The 15,851-nt window shown below is 61.3% G+C and carries 15 protein-coding genes; 4 read left to right on the forward strand and 11 right to left on the reverse strand.

The features are described from left to right. Positions 1-12: 12 nt before the first annotated feature. Both phnL and ACR0JF_RS09300 read left to right on the forward strand, forming a co-directional pair. Positions 13-696, forward strand: a complete 684-nt coding sequence (gene phnL / locus ACR0JF_RS09295) for a phosphonate C-P lyase system protein PhnL (protein WP_170659801.1) — start codon at positions 13-15, stop codon at positions 694-696. Further along, positions 693-1,241, forward strand: coding sequence for a nucleoside/nucleotide kinase family protein (locus tag ACR0JF_RS09300; RefSeq protein ID WP_170659802.1), 549 nt, complete (start codon positions 693-695; stop codon positions 1,239-1,241). The genes phnL and ACR0JF_RS09300 overlap by 4 nt, the downstream gene beginning before the upstream one ends. Here ACR0JF_RS09300 and ACR0JF_RS09305 read toward each other — a convergent pair. Continuing rightward, the gene (locus tag ACR0JF_RS09305; protein ID WP_170659803.1) at positions 1,223-1,906 is read right to left on the reverse strand and encodes a DUF1045 domain-containing protein; all 684 of its coding nucleotides are present in this window, start codon (positions 1,904-1,906) and stop codon (positions 1,223-1,225) included. The genes ACR0JF_RS09300 and ACR0JF_RS09305 overlap by 19 nt on opposite strands. A gap of 53 nt (positions 1,907-1,959) precedes the next feature. Between ACR0JF_RS09305 and ACR0JF_RS09310 the strand changes: the two genes are divergently transcribed. Beyond that, the gene (locus tag ACR0JF_RS09310) at positions 1,960-3,102 is read left to right on the forward strand and encodes an alpha-D-ribose 1-methylphosphonate 5-triphosphate diphosphatase (RefSeq protein ID WP_170659804.1); all 1,143 of its coding nucleotides are present in this window, start codon (positions 1,960-1,962) and stop codon (positions 3,100-3,102) included. Here ACR0JF_RS09310 and ACR0JF_RS09315 read toward each other — a convergent pair whose 3' ends face one another. Genes ACR0JF_RS09315 through ACR0JF_RS09345 form a run of 7 tightly spaced genes read right to left on the reverse strand, consistent with a single transcriptional unit; the run spans position 3,103 to position 9,597 of the window. Next, positions 3,103-3,579, reverse strand: a complete 477-nt coding sequence (locus ACR0JF_RS09315) for a class I SAM-dependent methyltransferase (protein ID WP_170659805.1) — start codon at positions 3,577-3,579, stop codon at positions 3,103-3,105. Continuing rightward, a complete protein-coding gene (locus ACR0JF_RS09320; protein WP_170659806.1) occupies positions 3,576-4,346 on the reverse strand; it encodes a polysaccharide deacetylase family protein in 771 nt (256 codons plus the stop codon). Before ACR0JF_RS09320 ends, ACR0JF_RS09315 begins: the two co-directional genes overlap by 4 nt. Then, positions 4,343-5,485: a glycosyltransferase gene (locus ACR0JF_RS09325; protein ID WP_170659807.1), complete on the reverse strand. Its 1,143-nt coding sequence runs from the start codon at positions 5,483-5,485 to the stop codon at positions 4,343-4,345. The genes ACR0JF_RS09320 and ACR0JF_RS09325 overlap by 4 nt, the downstream gene beginning before the upstream one ends. Beyond that, on the reverse strand, positions 5,482-6,066 hold the full coding sequence (locus ACR0JF_RS09330) for a histidine phosphatase family protein (protein WP_170659808.1): 585 nt from the start codon (positions 6,064-6,066) through the stop codon (positions 5,482-5,484). Before ACR0JF_RS09330 ends, ACR0JF_RS09325 begins: the two co-directional genes overlap by 4 nt. Further along, on the reverse strand, positions 6,063-7,139 hold the full coding sequence (locus tag ACR0JF_RS09335; protein ID WP_170659809.1) for a glycosyltransferase family 4 protein: 1,077 nt from the start codon (positions 7,137-7,139) through the stop codon (positions 6,063-6,065). Before ACR0JF_RS09335 ends, ACR0JF_RS09330 begins: the two co-directional genes overlap by 4 nt. After that, on the reverse strand, positions 7,139-8,386 hold the full coding sequence (locus tag ACR0JF_RS09340) for a glycosyltransferase family 4 protein (protein ID WP_170659810.1): 1,248 nt from the start codon (positions 8,384-8,386) through the stop codon (positions 7,139-7,141). The genes ACR0JF_RS09335 and ACR0JF_RS09340 overlap by 1 nt, the downstream gene beginning before the upstream one ends. After that, complete coding sequence (locus tag ACR0JF_RS09345; RefSeq protein WP_170659811.1) at positions 8,383-9,597, reverse strand: glycosyltransferase; 1,215 nt, start codon at positions 9,595-9,597, stop codon at positions 8,383-8,385. The genes ACR0JF_RS09340 and ACR0JF_RS09345 overlap by 4 nt, the downstream gene beginning before the upstream one ends. A 273-nt stretch (positions 9,598-9,870) precedes the next feature. Here ACR0JF_RS09345 and ACR0JF_RS09350 point away from each other — a divergent pair, with 273 nt between their 5' ends. Beyond that, on the forward strand, positions 9,871-12,228 hold the full coding sequence (locus ACR0JF_RS09350; RefSeq protein WP_170659812.1) for a mechanosensitive ion channel family protein: 2,358 nt from the start codon (positions 9,871-9,873) through the stop codon (positions 12,226-12,228). A 91-nt stretch (positions 12,229-12,319) separates the two neighbouring features. On the opposite strand, the gene ACR0JF_RS09355 is transcribed toward ACR0JF_RS09350, so the two are convergent. From ACR0JF_RS09355 to ACR0JF_RS09365, 3 genes are read right to left on the reverse strand one after another with little or no spacing between them, the layout of a single operon-like run. Further along, positions 12,320-13,663: a CoA transferase gene (locus ACR0JF_RS09355; RefSeq protein WP_170659813.1), complete on the reverse strand. Its 1,344-nt coding sequence runs from the start codon at positions 13,661-13,663 to the stop codon at positions 12,320-12,322. Then, positions 13,660-14,814, reverse strand: coding sequence for an ABC transporter permease (locus ACR0JF_RS09360; protein WP_170659814.1), 1,155 nt, complete (start codon positions 14,812-14,814; stop codon positions 13,660-13,662). The genes ACR0JF_RS09355 and ACR0JF_RS09360 overlap by 4 nt, the downstream gene beginning before the upstream one ends. Next, positions 14,811-15,839: an ABC transporter permease gene (locus ACR0JF_RS09365; protein ID WP_170659815.1), complete on the reverse strand. Its 1,029-nt coding sequence runs from the start codon at positions 15,837-15,839 to the stop codon at positions 14,811-14,813. Before ACR0JF_RS09365 ends, ACR0JF_RS09360 begins: the two co-directional genes overlap by 4 nt. Positions 15,840-15,851 lie beyond the last annotated feature (12 nt).

The raw sequence follows: 15,851 nt of genomic DNA on the forward strand, positions 1-15,851 counted from the left end.
AAAGATGAAGCAATGATTGAGCTTACAGACGTCAGCAAGAGCTTCACCCTGTACAATCAGGGCAGCGCGGTAATTCCTGTGATGGAGGGTGCCTCGCTGAAGGTCGGCCCCGGTGAATGCGTTGCCCTGACCGGGGCCTCAGGCGCCGGCAAATCCACCTTGATGCGGGTGATCTATGGAAACTACCTCGCGGCCTCTGGCGCGGTGCTGGTCGGCGGGTTGGACGTGGCCAAGGCGCAGCCGCGCGAGATTCTGGCGCTGCGACTTGAGAGGTTGGGCTATGTCAGCCAGTTCCTGCGGGTTGTCCCTCGGGTCCCTACGCTAGAGGTTGTGGCCGAGCCGCTTTTGGCGCTGGGCTGTGATCGGCAAGCTGCTTTGGACAAGGCGGCGGGTCTGCTGGCTCGGTTGAACATTCCCGAACGGCTCTGGTCGCTCAGCCCGACCACGTTTTCGGGTGGCGAGCAGCAGCGCGTGAACATCGCGCGCGGTTTTGTGCATGACTACCCGGCGATGCTGCTGGATGAGCCGACAGCCAGCCTGGACGCGCAAAACCGAGAAACGGTTCTGTCGCTAGTCGAAGAGGCCAAGGCTCGCGGGGCCGCAATTGTTGGGATTTTCCACGACGTCGAGGCGCGCGAACGTGTGTGCGACCGTTCAGTGAATGTCTCGGAATTCATGTCCGGACAGGCGGCATGAGCCTTGCACCCGTCATAGCAGTTGTTGGCCCGTCAGGTGTGGGCAAGGACAGCGTTATGGCCGCGTTGGAAACCCGCGCATCTGGAATCCAGCGCTTGCGCCGCGTGATCACGCGACCCGAAGGGGAAGAGGGCGAGGATTTCGACCGGGTCTCGGTCGAAGTGTTTGAGCAGATGGTGCTGGATGGTGCCTTCTCAATGCACTGGCAGGCGCATGGTCTGCACTACGGTGTGTCTATGCAAATCACGGAACAACGCCAGCAATGTCAGGCTGTTCTGGTCAATTTCTCCCGTGCGGTTCTGCTGCAAGCGCAGGAGGTGTTCGGGGACCTTATCGTGATTTCGCTGGCCGCCGATGCGAAGGTTCTGGAACAGCGCCTTGCAGCGCGCGGCCGGGAGACCACTGAAGAACAAGCCAAGCGCCTTGGACGCGCCAAAGCGCCGCTGCCCGAAGGGTTGCACCGAGTGATCGAGATCGACAACTCGGGCGCGCTGGACGATACGGTCAGCGCGATCCTTGCGAGGCTTCAGCCGGAAAGGGCGTAGCGATGGAGCAGGTGAAAACGTCCATCCTCGGCCTCTCCCATCAGGGCCAGATCGTCGATCCGGAAGGGCGCGGGCAGTTTTGGGGCCAGATGCGCGCCCAAAGCCGCTTCGACCTCCGCCAGTACGGGTTTGGCCAGTTTTCCGCTCAGCGTGATGTGGAAACGGAAGGCTTCCAACACGTAAGGGTAGCCCCACTGCACCAGATTGACGTCCTGTTCCGGCGTCAGGTTCGCAGCGCGACGGCGGGTCAGTTCGGCCTCGGACGCGGACGCGCGGAACCCGTCAAGCTCTTGCACACAGGCCGCGGCGAGGGCGTTCAGGGTATGGGTCTTTCCGACCGGGCGCAGGGCCAGAAACCGGCCCAGTCGCGCGATCTCCAGTCCGTCCAGCGAGACCGGCGCTTGGCGTGCGGCCAGCGTAGCGCAGGCGTCGTAGAGCGCCTCAACCGTCTGCCCATCGCGCAGCCGGAACGGAGGTTTCATCGTCGCGTGCAACCCGTATTTGCGCGGTACTTCGGTGACGGATGCAACGTCGATCCCATCCACGGCGGGATGCGCCACCGGGGCCCCGGTCTCCATGTCCCAGCCCAACCAGCTGGTTGCAAATTGCGTCCACTCTGCATCGGCAGGGGGGGCATAGTAGATCGCGTATCGCGTGAATGTCACATTGGCCTCCTATTGCGTGGCCCGTTCAATAGCTCAAACTGTGTGAAGTTCAGATGACAGAAGAAATGATCCTTGCCAATGCCACGCTCGTTCTGCCGGACGAAACCGTAACGGGCAGTGTTCGAGTTGTAGGTGATAGCATTGCGGATATCGACACAGGCGCTTCGGTCCCTGCGGGGGCTGTCGATTGCGAAGGCGATTATGTCGGCCCTGGTCTTGTAGAGTTGCACACCGACAACCTTGAACGTCACATCCAACCGCGTCCCAAGGTCGACTGGCCCCACGCCGCCGCGATCCTCGCCCATGATGCCGAGCTGGCAAGCACCGGGATCACCACCGTGTTTGACGCAATGCGGATTGGGTCCATCCCTTCCGGCTCGGCTCGGTATCTGAAATACGCGCGCGGCCTGTCGCAGGAACTTTGGGACCTGCGCGAACAGGACGCGCTGAAGATCAGCCACTTCCTGCACCTCAGGGCCGAGGTGTGTTCCGAAACTCTGGTCGAAGAACTAGACGAGTTCGGCCCCGAGGACCGCGTTGGTCTTGTCTCGATCATGGATCACACGCCGGGTCAGAGGCAGTTTCGCGATCTCTCGAAGCTTGAGGCCTATATGAAGGGTAAATACGCCATGGACGATGATACGTTCATGCAACACGTGGCCCATCTGAAAGGGCTGCGTGATCGCAATGGTGAAAAGCATGAGGTTGAGACCGTCAAGGCTGCCAACCGCTTTGGCGCGGTTTTGGCAAGCCACGATGATACGACGGAAGAGCAGGTACAGGTGTCCGCAGGTCACGGCATTCGTCTGGCCGAGTTCCCGACTACGGTCGAAGCTGCTCGAGCCTGCCACACGCACGAGATCAAAGTCATGATGGGGGCACCGAACATCATCCGGGGCGGGTCGCATTCGGGCAATGTCGCGGCGCAGGAATTGGCCGAGCTGGGCCATCTGGACATTATCTCGTCTGACTACGTGCCCTCGGCGCTGTTGCTGTCGGCCGTGCGGCTGGGACAGATGTGGGACGACATGGCGCGTGGGCTGCGGACCGTGACCCAGACCCCGGCAAAGGCCGTGGGGCTAGACGACCGAGGCGTGTTGCGCACTGGTGCCCGTGCTGACCTGATCCGATTCCGCATGCGGGCAGGTGTTCCCGCCCTGAATGCGGTCTGGTCGCGGGGGCGGCGCGTCGCCTGATCAGGCCATGTAGAACAGGTAGCGGTCCGGAGCGATGGTTTCGGGCCCCTCGATCTGATCGAACCCGACCAGCGGCTGGCCCGAGATCAGCAACCCTCCGGGCTGCATCACCTGCGCGATCAGAGGGCTGAGCCGCGCCGCCTCGGCCACGTCATCCGCCTTGATCCCTCGGCCGAAATCATAGTGCGCCATCGCCATCTTGTGGCCTGCGCTGGCAAGCTTTTGCAGCATCGGTTCGGCCTCACCCTGCAGGAAATCCCGTTCTGGCGGAGTGCTGTCGGGATGGCATTGCAGAACGCGATCCATCACCCAGATGCGGCGCTCGGGCAGGATTTCACGCAGGTGGTCATAGGTGCGCCCATTGCCGAGCCCCATGTCCAGCACATCGCCTTTCTGATCAGCGATCTTCGCAGCGGCCCAGTTCAGCCCGTCGCGTTGCGCGGTCAGGCGGCGCAGCATGGAATCCAGTCGGCTCATTCGGGGTCTCCGTTTCCGTGTCTGGGGGCGGTCCAGAGGGTCGCCGGCCCGTCCAGCAGGTGTTTCAGAAAAGCTTCGGTGAAGGCCCAGATGTCTTGATCATGGACCAGATGATGGGTCAATACGCCAAGCGGTTCGCTGTTGTCGGCGCGCCCCTCCCGGCGATCCCGCAGCAACGTGGTGGTTTTCTGGATCAACGCGTCAGGCGACGCCAAACTCCGGCTGCCGCGCCAGTCGATTGGGTCGATATGGGTGTTCACCTGCTCCAACCCCGGCGCGGGCTGTGACGATGTCCGAGGGGTCGCAGTCGAGAGGATTTCATACCCGAGATCGGGCAGACGCGCGGCAATCTCCGGCGCGATACGGTTCCACGGGGGGACGAACATGGGACGCAAACTATCCGGAAATAGGGATTGCAGGCGCGTCATACCGGCCTCGGCGTCCTGCAAGATCGTCTCCATGGGACGGTGCAGCGGGAATTCGGATTTCTTTTCCTCTGGCGGAGCGTGGTTTTCATGCGCCCAGCCGTGGACAACCGGTATCAGGTTCGGCCGCTGCGCCATGTAAGAGGCCAGTTCGCTTGTCGCATCACGCGGGATGATCGCCAGGTGAACCGAAATCCCAAGCCGTTCAGACAAGGCGGAGAGTTGGTCCAACTGAGGCGTCGGAGCAATCGCATCGTCGTCCCGCCACCACAGCGGAAAAGACAGCCCTTGGTCGCGCCAAATGGCCAGTTCTTCGTCCAATATGTGCCAATCTACCATCATCTGCGCGCGTCCCAGAGCCTCTGAGCGATCTCAACGCTGCGCTGCGCTCCGTCGAAGCCAAAGCCCTGCGTCGAACGGGGCATGTCTGAAATGACCCTCTGCAGCGCCTCGGAAAGGCGGGTGGCGTCAAGGTCCCGATTGGGCAGAACCTCCATCGCAGAAAGGGCAGACAGGCTTTGCCCGCGCAGGCTTTGTTCCACTTCATTGCCGTCATCAAACGGCACCACCACTGCGGGAGTACCCGATTGCAGCAGGTCCATCGCGGTGTTGTAGCCGCACATGCTCACCGACGCCGCTGCATGAGGGAGCATTTGCCGAAAATCCGGGCGCACGGGTTCGATGAAAACGGGTGCGCCTTCGGCCAGCTGGGACAGCTCGGAAATGCGCGCCTCGGCATCACGCCCGCCCACCAACAGGCGCCAGTGCCTGTTGGGCATCTTTTGGGCGGCCTCGATGGCCGCGCGAAAGATCGGCTGCCCCACCGATCCACCCCCCGCGCTAACCAGAATCTCTCCCGTCCCAACACCGTCCGGATGGGGCTGCGGCGCAACCGGCGCGACAAAGCCGGTATAGTTTAAATACCCGGCCAGCCGTTCCGAGACGGGCCAGCTGACAGTCAGCGGTGTGATACGTTCATCCGCGTGAACCAGAACACCGTCATAAAACGCGTCAATAATCTCATCGGCCCGTGCGGCCTTGGAGGGTTTGGACGGCGGCGCCAGAATATCGCGGATTGAGCTGAGGATGACGGGGCTGTGCGGTAGTGCTCGCGCGGCGGTCAGTGCAGCCTCGAATTCACCAGCCAATACGCGGCGGCCAAAGGGGAAAAGCTCGGTGATCAGTACTTCCGGCTGGAACGCGCGGACGGCCTCAACCAACGCCACGGTCCGCGCGTCGCGATAGGTTTCATCGGCCTCTTTGCCGTCCTCACCCAACAGCCGCGTAAAGTTGGTCCCATCCGAGCGCAGCGGCGGCAGGCCAAACAGCGTCAGGCCCGTGCTGTCGAGTTGCGGCGCAGGCATGCCACCAGACACCACCATCACCTTATGGCCGGCACCCGCGAAGGCACGCCCCAGCGTCAAGGCTCGGCTCAGGTGCCCGGTTCCCAACAGGTGGGTGACGACAAGCATCACTTTCATGTCGTGGCCTCGCGCTTGATCATGCGGACCGGCTCCGCTTCGGGCGTCATCGTCTCCATGTCGATGATATAGAGCCTGTTGCGCTTGATTTTGAAAGGGGCAGGGCCCTCAAAATCCCATCCCCAGGCCCGCGCCAGAATGACCCGCATGATGCCGATGTGACACACGGCAAGGGCGTCTTTCCGGAGTTCCGCCAGCCAAGGCGCGAGACGATCTGCAACCTCAGCCGGGCTTTCGCCATTTGGCGGACGGTAGTCCCAACCCCAGTCTTCGATATGCCGGTAGCCGCTGGACGGGTCTGCAATCAGGTCTACACCGCGCAACCCCTCCCAATCGCCCCAGTTCATCTCGATCAGCGCGTCGCTGGTCATCGGGGTGCGGCCCGAGACGATCTGCGCCGTCTCATGCGCGCGCTGCAACGGGCTGGCCCAGATCTGAGCCTGCTCCCAAGAGGCGGGCAGGGCGTATCCGGACAGTTCCGCCCGCGCCTCAGGGTCTAGCGCGATGTCGCTACGTCCCTGAATCTGTCCCGCGCGGTTCCACGGCGTATGACCGTGTCGCAGCAAGGCCAGTCTGGTCATGCCGAATCCTCCAACAAGGGGCGGATGGTCTGCCAGAACCGACGCGTCGCGCCCGGCATCAGGTGGCGATCAGCCACGTATTTGCGGGCTTTACTCCCAAGGCGTCCCCGCTCTTCGCCGTTCTGCAACAGGGTCTGCATGCGCTGGGCCAGTCCTTGCGTCCCTTGATCGACACTGGGGTAGTCCGAAGGCGACAGGACGTCACGCACGCCGGGGCGGTCTTGCGCGACGACCGGCAGGCCTGCGGCCTGAGCCTCAAGATAGATCATGCCGTAGGCTTCGTTGACGCCGGGCCAGACCAGAAACCCCGAGTTCTGATAGAGGTGGCCCAGGCTCTCTTGGTCCAGTTGGCCCAGTAACGTGACCTTTTCACCGAACTGGGCCATGAGTGCTTCAACTGCGCCTCGAGCCGGTCCGTCGCCTGCGATCTGCAACTGCCAATCGCCAGTGAGATAAGTCAGAGCTTCGGCCAGCAACTGATATGAGGCCAGCTTGTCCCCGTGCCGCATCATGCCGACGGCCAGCATCGGACCCTCGGCCGCGGCCTGAGGTGGCAAATCCCTGATCGGCAGAAACGGAGGCAACTCGACCAGAGCCTGAGCGTCAAAGCGGTCGCGCTCCAACGTGATCAGGTCATTTGCGGTGTGATAGAAAATCACCTTGGCCGAGTCGCAGGCCTCATGAGCGGATTGTGCGAACCCGGCCCAAGGCCCCTTCAGGCGGCTGCTGGCCCGTGTGCTTTCCATTTGAACATAGGGAATCCGCCGCGCCGCGCAGACCTGCGGGCCGATCAGGTCCGGGGCTTTGTAGTAGTTATGGTAGGTCACCCAAAGCTGAGTGTCTTGCGGCAACTCAGCGATCAGGCGCTGAGTTTCTGCCTCGGCCGCCGCGCGCAAGGCGTGCTGTTTAGCGGTATCTCCGTGCTTGTCGTAGATCCGCAGCTCGGACACGAGGTCGACGTGATTCCCCTCGGCTGCAATGGCGGTGATCAGGTTCCGCGCCATCTCGCGGTCGCCCGAAGGGGTCGGGCTGTGTGGAGACTTCATGGGGGCGTAGAACGCAACGCGAGTCATTAGACCGTTTCCAGGCACAAAGCGTTCAGCCGATCCGAAAGCCGCGCGATACCCGGGTCCATCCGGAACTCGGCCAGCAAACGGTCATAGGCGGCCCTGGCCATTTTGGCAGTGGTTTCGGGATCGTTCGCCAGTGCTAGCATCGCGTTGGCCAGCGCCTTTGGATCGTCATCCGAAAGGATGCCGTGTGTGCCTGAGGAGATGAACTCAGGAATCGCGGACACCGGCGTCGACAGGATCGGCAGGAGTTGCGAGGCAGCCTCCATCAACACATTTGGCAACCCATCGCGGTCACCATCCTCGGCAATGCGGCTGGGCAGGACGAAGAGGTCGGCAGAGTGCATGGCCTCAATCACTTCGGGCTGATCGCAAGCTCCTTTCCAGCTGATCCGGTCCGCGATGCCGGCTGCCGTGGCGCGGTCGCGCAGTACGTCCCCCAAAGCGCCGCCACCGATATGGGTCCAATGCCAGTCCAGCGTCTCGGGCAGCAAGGCCAAGGCATCAATCAGCCGATCGAAGCCCTTTTTCTCGACCAGGCGCCCGACCGAGATCATCTGAAACGGCCCGTCTGCTGTTCGTAGTTTCCGGTCCGGCGGGCTTGGGAAACGTGCTAGGTCCAACCCGTGGTAAATCAAGTCAACGCGCGCGGGGTCATCGGCCAGCTCCCGCAGATGGGCGGCGCCTATAGCGGTGCAGGTGGCGCCAAAGGCGGCCCCATGGGTCGCCGCTTGCAGCTTTTCACGCTTTTCCCATTCGGGCGAAGTCCAGATATCCTTGGCGTGGGCCGAGAAGCTCCACGGTACACCGCGCATGATAGCGGCATAGCGCGCCACGGATGAGGGCGTGTGCATGAAATGGGCATAGAGCGCCTGCGTCGCGTCTGGCAGCTCAGCCGCCAAAACGCAGGCCTGCCCGAAGCGGCGAATGCGGTTGTGGGTCGGGTCGCGGCGCAGGTCCTGCCGCCAAACGCGGTAGGCCTCGGCATAGCCCGGCAGACGTTGGGCGATGGCCCGTGCGGCCCAGACGCGCTGTGGTTCCTGATAGAGGTATTCAGGCAGATAGTGCACCTGCCCCTTGAACCGGTCATGCAGGGGGTGGCGTTTGGTGTCGGTCGGGTGACGTAGGGACCAGATGTCAAACTGATGGCCAGCCTCCTGCAAGGCGACCAGTTCTTGTGCAATAAACGTCTCGGACAGGCGCGGCCATCCTTTGACCAGCACCGCGAGTTTCGGGTTTTGGGATGTCATCCGGTCGCTCGTTCCTGTTCCCGGTGCAGCAGCGCATCGACGCGGCCCGTTACATAGTCCAGCCCGTCCAGCAAGCCGTCGCTGATCGCCTGCGAGGGCAGGGGCTGGCGCGGCAATTCGCGGATGGCGCGGATCATGGCGTCGGTCGTCAAGCCGTCGCGCTGTTCGTCCAGCATCCGGACAAGGCCAAGATCTTCAGCGCGCGAGGCGCGTATCCATTGTTCCAACCGAGGTGTCGTGCGCGGCACGATGACGGCGCGTTTGTCGAAAGATAGCACCTCACAAAACGTGTTGTAGCCACCCATGCAAACAACGCCCGCCGCCCCGGCAAAAAGCGTTTCGATCTGGGATTCGAACCCGACCGCCGTCACGCGCCCGTTCAGCGCCGCCACGCGGGTTTCAAATTCATCGCGTGACTCACCAGACAGGAAGGGCCCGTAGACCAGCACCGCGCGAGGCAACAGGGTCGGATCCTGTTCGTAGGCCGAGAGGACCAGATTGACCATCGCTTTGCCGTCGCCGCCGCCACCGGGCGTGATCAGGATATAGGGTTGTTCCGGGGGCTCTCCGACCGGGCCGAGGTCGCGGCGCAGATATCCGGTCCAGTGCAGGCGTGACCGGGCCGCGGCGCTGAGCGGTAGGCCCTCGGTCGGGTCGTAGATCGAATGCAACCCGTAGACCCAGATCTCATGATAGAACCGCTCGGTCGCGGCGATCGCATCCTTACGGTCCCATTCGGCGGCCAGAACCTCCGGCTCGTCCAGAACATCGCGCAGGCCCAGAACCAGCTTGGTGTCGCAGGATTGTTCGAGGAATTCCAGCGTTGGCAGCAGCTCTCCGCGAAAGCCTGTGGGTTCCTTGTCGACGATTAGGACGTCGGGATCGAATTGCTGAACGGCTGTTTTGATCAGGCTCGAGCGCAGCTCGGTCACCTCATCTATGCCCATGCCAATCGTGCGGGCCGCGTAAGATCCGTCCGAGCGTTTGGTGACCCCCGGCAGGCGCACATGGTCGACGCGGCGGGGAAAGGTGAAACGCCCCGCCACAGGCGATCCGGTCAGGATCAGGGCGGATGCGCTTGGGTCGGCTTCGGTCATCGCTGCCGCCAGCGCACGCGAACGGCGCAAGTGGCCTAACCCAAAGGTATCGTGGCTGTAAAATAGCAGGCGCGGCGCGCGGTCCGGATTGTCTTGTTTTTTGCCTAGGCTCATAGGGTCGCCCGTCTTATTGGTCTGGGTACTACATCCGCGCGTATGCAAGCGCTACCGTATATCCTTATGCTGCGCTTGCCAAAGGGGAAATCGCCCGCCTGCAAATGTGCCAAACATGGCGATTTGGCAACAGGATATTGAGGATATGGGTTCAATTTGCACCAGTCTTTGCCGTTTCGGTCAAAGCGCGAAAACAGGCGGGCGGGAGGATTTGAACAGGTCCAACAGGTTCTGTACGGTGTGCGCCAGTGAAGAAATTGGATGCAAGACCCTATGAAACCGAACTTTCTGGCTGCGACGCTTTTGGCATTTTGGGCTCTGTTGTTGGCGTTTCCAGCCAGTGTGGCAGCGCAGACCGCGCTGATACCGGGCTATGGCTCGGGTTCCGCAACGGAAGAGACTGCAACCAACGAAAGTGATCTCGCCGACGCGATCCGCACCGCCACCGAGGCAGGTGCCAGCGTCATCGTCATCGATAGTTCGGGCAATCTGGTCTCCACCGCGGGTGAGCAGCCCGAAGCGGAATCGGCTGAGGCTGACCCCATGGCCGAGGCCTCTCAACTGATGCGGACGCAGGCGCGTTTCACCAAGTTCCGTGAATCGGTCCAGTCACGCCTTGAGGCTCTGCCCTATTCGGTGTTCGAAGTGGAGTATATCCTGCGTCAGACCAGCCCGGATGGTCGTATCCAGACTTATGTCGAGGTTCTGGGCTGGAACATCCTCTTCCTGCTGTTGGGGCGGTGGCTCTCAACCGAGATCTATGGCAAACGGATCGCCAAGCGCTGGGTCGTGGCGCGGATCAAGGAGAACCCGCAGGGCTATCGCGAGAAGATGCCGTTTCTCGTGTACCGCTTCGTGATGGGGATCGGCGGCACGATCTTTGCCATGTTGATGGCATTGATCGTGGGATATCTCTTCTTTGGCGAGGCCGAAGATATCTCGATCCAGTTTACCGTGACCGCGATCTTCACGGCCTTTTTCCTGTCCCGCACGATCTCGGACCTGTGGCGAATGGTGCTGTCACCGTACCTGAGCCAGTATCGCCTGCCGCCCTTCTCTGACCGCCACGCCAAACGGCTGTATATCTGGGCATCGGCGGTGGCGACCTATGATGTATCGGTCGTTCTGTTTTCGACCTGGGTGGCGGATTTTGGTCTGAACTACAACGTCTACGCCTTGGTCTACGGGTGCTTGACCCTGTTCGGGGCCTTCTTGAATATTCTGATGATCCTGTTCAATGCCGGGGCCATTTCAAATGCGATCCGGGGCGGGCGGGCACCGTCTCAAGTTTCGTGGATTCTGCGCTTCATCTCATTTGCTTGGGCTCCGGTGCTGATCCTGTACATCGTGTTCAGCTGGTCGAAGCTGGCCGTGGATCTGGTGCTTGAGAATGAAAATTCGGTCCCGATTGTTGCCAGCAGCTATGCGATCTTCATGTCGGTTGTTGTGGCCTATGGTGCGATGAACTACCTGCTGGAGCGCTATTTCGATCGCAACCGCAAGATCGAACAGATCAACGCCGAGGCAGAGATCGAGGCAGAGGCACCCTCACCCGAGGCGGTACAACGCAAGCACGCCATTCTGACCTATGAGGACCTGGCCCGCCGAGTGGCTGGCATTCTGGCCTTTGTCGTAGGCAGCTATGCGCTGGTAGTGATCTGGAACCCGGATGCCAGCTGGAGCGAGGATCTGCCGATCGGGCGCGCGCTGGACGTGATGGTAATCCTGTTCATTGGATACATCCTGTTCAATTTCTTCCGCATCTGGATCGACAGCAAAATCGCCGAAGAGTCTGATGATGGCTCCGAGGCCGAGTTGGGCGATGAAGGCGGCGAAGGCGGTCAGAGCCGCTTGGCCACCTTGCTGCCTTTGTTCCGCGGGGCGATCCTGGCGGTTGTTGTCGTGACGATTGTGCTGATCGTACTGATGGAGCTGGGCATCAACGTCAGCCCTCTGTTCGCAGGTGCCGGTGTGGTTGGGCTGGCTGTCGGGTTCGGGTCGCAAACCTTGGTGCGCGACATCTTCTCGGGCGCCTTCTTCCTGTTGGATGATGCGTTCCGCAAAGGGGAATACATCGACATTGGGGATGTGAAGGGAACGGTTGAGAAAATCTCGGTCCGGTCGTTCCAGCTGCGCCACCATCTGGGGGCGCTGAACACTATTCCCTTTGGGGAGATCAAGGTTCTGACCAACTATTCGCGTGACTGGGTGATCATGAAGCTGCCTCTGCGCGTGACCTATGACACGGATGTCGAGAAGGTACGGAAACTGATCAAGAAACTGGGTCAGGAGTTGCTGAGCGATCCGGTTATCGGAGACAACTTCATCCAGCCCTTGAAGTCTCAGGGCGTGATCGAGATGCAGGATTCGGCGATGATCATCCGGGTCAAATTCATGACCAAGCCGGGCGATCAGTGGTTGGTGCGCAAGAAGGTGTATCAAGATATTCGAGAGCTGTTCGCCCGCGAAGGCATCAAGTTTGCCCATCGTGAAGTGACCGTTCGTCTTGCCGATGGCAAAGAGGCCGAAGATCTGACCCCGAAACAGCGCGAGGCAGTGACTGGCGCGGTACAAGCGGCGATTGATGAGGACTATCTGGACGATATCGGACCGGGCGGTGACGACCGCTAGACGGTTCTCCCGCTGCTTTGGCCTGCGTCTCTGACGAGACGCCTTCCAAAGCGTTGGGCCGGGCCGCGCGTGCCTCGCGGCGGTTGGCGCGTCAGGGCCAGGTTGGCTCGGATGTGCCCAGTTGTGGGGCGGGCAGGTCCCACCTCATCACCGTCCGACCAATGGTCAGTGCGGGTTTTAGCCGGTGGCCAGGGCCCCATCCGGATTGTTCGGTTTCTTCGCCATAGTCGGATTGGTTGGCCGTGATCGCGTCTTGCCCTTTATCGGTTTTGCCAAGAATGGCTAGCAACTCGGCGGTGCGCGCCAAAGATAGATGGGCGTGCATGATTGAATTACCCGAGGCTGCCTCGGCCAGTGCAGAAAGAACTGCGGCTGCCATCAGGTATCCGGTCGCATGGTCCAGAGCCTGAACTGGCAGCGGGGTGGGTTTGTCGGCGTTGGCCCATTCCATCCCGGCATGGGCAATACCTGCGCTCATCTGAACCAGGCTGTCGAACCCTCTGCGTTTGGCCCAAGGGCCCTGCCAGCCATAGGCGTCCAGAGTGACCTCGATCCGGTTGGGGGCCAGTTCGTCACGCTTTGCTTTACTAAGCCCCAGAGCCTCAAGCGCGCCGGGGCGGTACCCGTGGATGAATACATCTGCTTGTGACAACAGGTCTTGCAGGTAGGTCAGGCCCTCGGTCGACTTCAAGTCCAGATAGGCGCAGCGTTTGCCCAGCGAGATGTCGGGGATAACGCCCGGCTCATCCCAGCCCGGAGGGTCGACGCGCAGCACATCCGCGCCGAATCCGGCGAGTGTGCGGGTTGAGACGGGGCCCGCCAGAACGCGGGTCAGGTCTAGGACGCGCAAGCCGGCAAGCGGGCGTTCGGCTGTTGCAGCCGGACGATCTCGCAGAGTGATCCGACGTGGATTCTGCCAACTGATCAGTGGATCACGGCTGACGGCACGGCCTTGGGGATGGTCCAACCATTCGGCGCGGCTGCGCATGGCGGCTGCGACGCCGCCCTCGGCCACAACAGCGCTTTCCAGGTCAACAATAGCCCAGCTGCGCAGGGCCTGTGAGACCGCGTCGCGGTCGGCTTGTGTACCCAGAACTTTCAAGGCGGCAGCGCGGTGGTGGGGCAAGTTGGTGTGAAGCCTGATCCAGCCGTCAGACGCGCGATAGTCGCCTGCGATGGCGTCCCACAGGTTAGGTATTTCCCAACCATCGGGCTTGAAGGAATAGCGATACCAGAGCGAAGCGAGGCGGTGATCCACCGTGACCTCTGGCGCGGTTGGTGACAGGTTTGCGGCGGCCATGTATCGGGCCAACTGCTGACCGACCGCTGCGAAGCTGGCGGTTGCTAGTTCCGAGACGGCGAAGGCGCTGGGCAAGGTTCCCTCGCCGGTGGTGCGATAGCTGTCGGCCGCCGGAAGAGAGGACAGCAGGCTCATTGCTGATACGGGTCCAGACTGTCGCGCAACCCGTCTCCAAGGAAGTTAAAGGCCAGAACAACGACGATGATGGGCAACATCGGAATGGCCGTCCACGGGTAGATCTCGATCGAGGCGAGGTTCTGCGCGTCATTCAGCATCACGCCCCAACTCACCGCAGGCGCACGCAGGCCGAGGCCGAGGAAAGACAGCGCGGTTTCACCCAAGATCATCGCGGGAATCGACAAGGTGGCAGAGGCGATCAGGTGGGACATGAAGTTCGGCAACAGGTGTTTGCGGATCACCCGGCCCGAGCTTGCGCCCATCATCTCAGCCGCGCGGACGTATTCTTCTTCTCTCAGGGAGAGGAATTTGGCGCGGACGGATCTAGCGAGGCCGGGCCAGTCGAGAATGCCGAGGATGATCGAGATGATGAAGAAGACCGCGACGGGGCTCCAGTTCGAGGGTACAGCGGCGGACAAGGCAAGCCAGAGCGGCAGTTCGGGTAGGGATCGCAGGACTTCGATCACGCGGTTTATGGTCCAGTCGATGCGCCCTCCGAAATACCCGGCCATCGAGCCGAAGAGAATACCAAGGAAGAACGACACCGAGATGCCGATCAGGCCGACGGTCAGCGACAGCTGCGCGCCATAAAGGATGCGGCTGAAGATATCGCGGCCCAGCCGGTCCGAGCCCCATAGGAACAGCGTCGCGCCATCAGGGGCACAGAACAGATGTGTGTCCGAAGGGATGAATCCGGCCAAGCGATACTCGGACCCTTCACAGAAGAACTTGATCGGACGAGGATCCTCGGTGTCTGGAATGAACTTCCACTGGAAGGTCTCAAGATCCGCTTCAGCTGTGATGGGGTAAACATAGGGCCCGATGAACTCGCCCTCGTGGAACCAGTTGATCGACTGTGGCGGGGCGTAGAGGTGCTCTCCGTTCCGGTCATTGGGGCCATAAGGAGCGATGAAGCCTGCAAAGGGCAGCATCAGGTAGCACAGCAACAGAAAAACGCCTGAGATCAGGCCCAGCTTGTGCGTGCGGAACTTGCGCCAGACCAGCACCCAGTTCGGGGCGTCCAGATCGGCGCGCTCGAGCTGTTGGACCGAGGCCTGTGGGTCGAACGGCGCGTCATCGACATAGCGATCATCAGGGCGTTGGGTCATGCGTCTCGCCCCTCATACCGAATGCGCGGGTCGAGCATGACCAGCAAGATGTCCGAGATCATGGTGCCGATCAGGGTCAGCAGGGCCACGAACATCAGGATGAATGCCGACAGGAACTGGTCTTGCGTCTTCAGCGCCGTCAGCAGGGTCGGGCCAATGGTTTGCAGGCCCAACACGACCGATACCAGAACCGAGCCGGACACCATTGAGGGCAACAGGTTCCCGATGTCGGCGACGAACGGGTTGAAGGCCACACGCAACGGATATTTGGTCAGCATCCGCGATGGGGCCATGCCCTTGGCAACGGCTGTCTCAACATAGGGTTTGCCCAGCTCGTCCAGCATGTTCGCGCGCAGACGCTGCATCATGGCCGACGCGCCCGAGGTGCCGATGACGAAGGTCGGCACGATCAGGTGGACAAGGATGGATTTCAGCTTGTCCCAACTCATCGGATCGCCTTCGAATTTGGGATCCATCAAGCCGCCGATGGGCAGGTTGAAATACTGATGACCGTAGTAGAACAGGATCAGCGCCAGCAAAAAGTTCGGCGTGGCCAGACCCAAATAGCCGACAAACGCCGAGGTATAGTCGATCCACGTGCGCGATCGCGCGGCGGCGATCACACCCAAGGGTAGGGCGACGGCGTAGACGAACAAGATCGCGGCAAGATTGACAACAACCGTCAGCCAAAGCGTATCGCCCACGATGTCAGAGACGGGTCGGTCGAACTCAAACGACCAGCCGTAATTGCCTTGCAGCAGACCTTCGAAGCCGTGGGGGCCGGGCCAGAAGCCCATCCAGATCAGGTATTGCTCCCACATGGGACGATCCAAGGCGTACTCGGCCCGCAGAAACTCGGCCTTGGCTACACCGGCAGATTGGCCTGAGGCCTGGAGTTCGGCGATCTGATTGCTCAGATAGTCGCCGGGTGGCAGGTTGATGATGACGAATATCAGAACCGAGACCACCAACAGTGTCAGCAGCATCGTGAAGAAGCGATAGACCGCATAGCGCAGCATGATCATTTAGCTGCTCCT

Source organism: Ruegeria sp. BG11 (assembly GCF_056538565.1).